Annotated in this window: 3 protein-coding genes; 1 reads left to right on the forward strand and 2 read right to left on the reverse strand. The window is 72.5% G+C overall.

Annotated features, from left to right (window positions below):
- On the reverse strand, positions 1–390 hold a 390-nt coding region (locus AOK00_RS35165; RefSeq protein WP_055604173.1), incomplete at its 3' end, for an FHA domain-containing protein.
- Between the two features lie 102 nt (positions 391–492).
- On the opposite strand from AOK00_RS35165, the gene AOK00_RS35170 reads away from it, so the two are divergent.
- Positions 493–1,203 (forward strand): TetR/AcrR family transcriptional regulator, encoded by a 711-nt coding sequence (locus AOK00_RS35170; RefSeq protein WP_254047624.1) that lies wholly within the window; start codon positions 493–495, stop codon positions 1,201–1,203.
- Here the strand turns inward: AOK00_RS35170 and AOK00_RS35175 are convergent.
- Positions 1,167–1,973: a class II aldolase/adducin family protein gene (locus tag AOK00_RS35175; RefSeq protein ID WP_055604174.1), complete on the reverse strand. Its 807-nt coding sequence runs from the start codon at positions 1,971–1,973 to the stop codon at positions 1,167–1,169. The two genes, AOK00_RS35170 and AOK00_RS35175, sit on opposite strands and share 37 nt — an antisense overlap.
- Between the last annotated feature and the right edge of the window lie 44 nt (positions 1,974–2,017).

The raw sequence follows: 2,017 nt of genomic DNA on the forward strand, positions 1-2,017 counted from the left end.
GGATGGTGGTTCCGGCCGCGCTTCCGGCTGCGCCGCGGGCATCGCCTCCGGGGTGGCGGGGGCCGCCGCTCCCGACGACAGCACCGCGCGCGGTCCGTCCTCCGGATGACCGAACCGCACGACCGTCCCGGGCCCCACCTCCTTCGGCCCGGCCACGCGCAGGCCGTCCGTGAAGGTGCCGTTCGTGCTGTTCTCGTCGACGAGGGTCCAGTGGCCGGCGGCGGCGCTGAGCACCGCGTGGTGCCAGGACGCGCGCGCGTCGGCGAGCACGATGTCGCTGGTGGGGTCGCGCCCGATGCGATAGACACGGCTCGGAGTCATCCGGGTCGCGTCCCCGTCGATCTCGAGGACCAGATCGGGCGCCGCGGGCGCGACGGGCCGCTCTCCCATGCGTGAATATTATCCGCCGGTGGTCATCCGCGCCCGGGATGGCGCCGCCGGTAGGGTGGGCGTCCGCCGCAGGACGCGGCCAGGACGAAGGAGGAAGCACCCGTGCCGAAAGGTGTCACCAGGCGGCGGCCCCGTACCCGCGCGGCGCTGCTGAAGGCCGCCCTGGAGACCTTCGCCGAGCACGGCTTCCACGCGACGACGATCGAGCAGGTCTGTGAGCGCGCCGGATTCACGCGGGGCGCGTACTACTCGAACTTCGCCAGCAAGGAAGAGCTCTTCCTCTCCCTCTTCGACGAGCACAGCGACCGGACCGTACGACGGCTCGCCGAGTCGATCGACGCGCTGACCGCCGAGGAGTACACGCTGACCCGGCTCGCGGAGCTCGCCGCCCGGGTCGAACCGGACGAGCGGGACTGGTACCTCGTCACCACCGAGTTCACCCTGCACGCCATCCGGGACCCCCAGGCCGCCTGGGTGCTCGCGCGCCACGACGCGCGGCTGCGGGCCGAGATCGCCCGCGGGCTCACCCTCGTCCTGCGCCGGGCCGGGCGCGAACTGACCGTGGACGCCGACCGGTTCGCACGCCTCCTCATCGCCCTGCGCGAGGGGGGACTCGCGCAGAGCTACGTGGAGCCGGCGGAGCTGCCGCCGGGCAGCCTGGAGCGGCAGTTCCTCGCCCCGCTCCTGGAGGCGTCGACACGGGAGATCCCCGGCGCCGGCACCGCCAACGGCGCCGGCGGTGACGCCGGCATCGGCGACGGCAGCGAGGACAAGGCTCAGTCGAAGAGGTCCGGGTCCGACGCCGTGATCTGATCCCACAGCGGGCGCGCCTGGAACCAGCCGGCCAGATGCCCGCCGATCTGACCACGCGTGAGCAGGGCCGTCTCCCGGTCGATGTGCTGCGGCGTGCCCGCCGCCATCGCGAGGAGCTGCGCCTGGCAGGACCGCTCCATGGTGACGAACCACCACACGGCCTCGGCGACGGACTGCCCGACGGTCAACAGCCCGTGGTTCTTGAGGATGACCGCCTTGTGGTCGCCCAGGGCCTTCGCGACCCGCTCGCCCTCCTCGGTCTCGTTGACCACGCCCCGGTAGTCGTCGTAGATCCCGTGGTCCTCGAAGAAGGCGCAGGCGTCCTGGGTGATCGGGTCGAGCGGGATGCCGAGGCTGGAGAAGGCCTTCCCGTACAGCGAGTGCGAGTGCGCGGCGGCGACCGCGTCGGGCCGGGCGGCGTGGACCCGCGAGTGGATGACGAACGCGGCCCGGTTCACGGGCCTGCGCCCCTCCCGTACGGTCCCCTCGTGGTCCACCAGGATCAGGTCGGAGGCCTTGATCTGACCGAAGCTCATGCCGAAGGGGTTGACCCAGAAGGCGTTCGGATCGCCCGGGTCGCGGACGGTGATGTGCCCGGCGACCCCCTCGGAGAAGCCGAACCTTCCGAAGATGCGGAAACCGGCGGCGAGTTGCTCCTTGCGGTACCGGCGCTCCTCCTCGACGGATTCGAAGGTGGGCGGCAGCGGAAGGACGACCCCTTCGGGCAACGGCCCGACGGCGGCGGCGAGCGCGGGCGGCACGGTGCTCATGACGGCTCCTCGGTGAGCGGTGGGACGCGGGTGGGACGCGGGTG

Source organism: Streptomyces aureus, assembly GCF_001418135.1.
GTDB classification, from domain to species: Bacteria; Actinomycetota; Actinomycetes; order Streptomycetales; family Streptomycetaceae; genus Streptomyces; species Streptomyces aureus_A.

Coding starts and splice junctions, on each gene's coding strand:
- AOK00_RS35175 (WP_055604174.1), bottom strand. CDS start 1,973: ATGAGCACCGTGCCGCCCGCGCTCGCCGCCGCCGTCGGGCCGTTGCCC.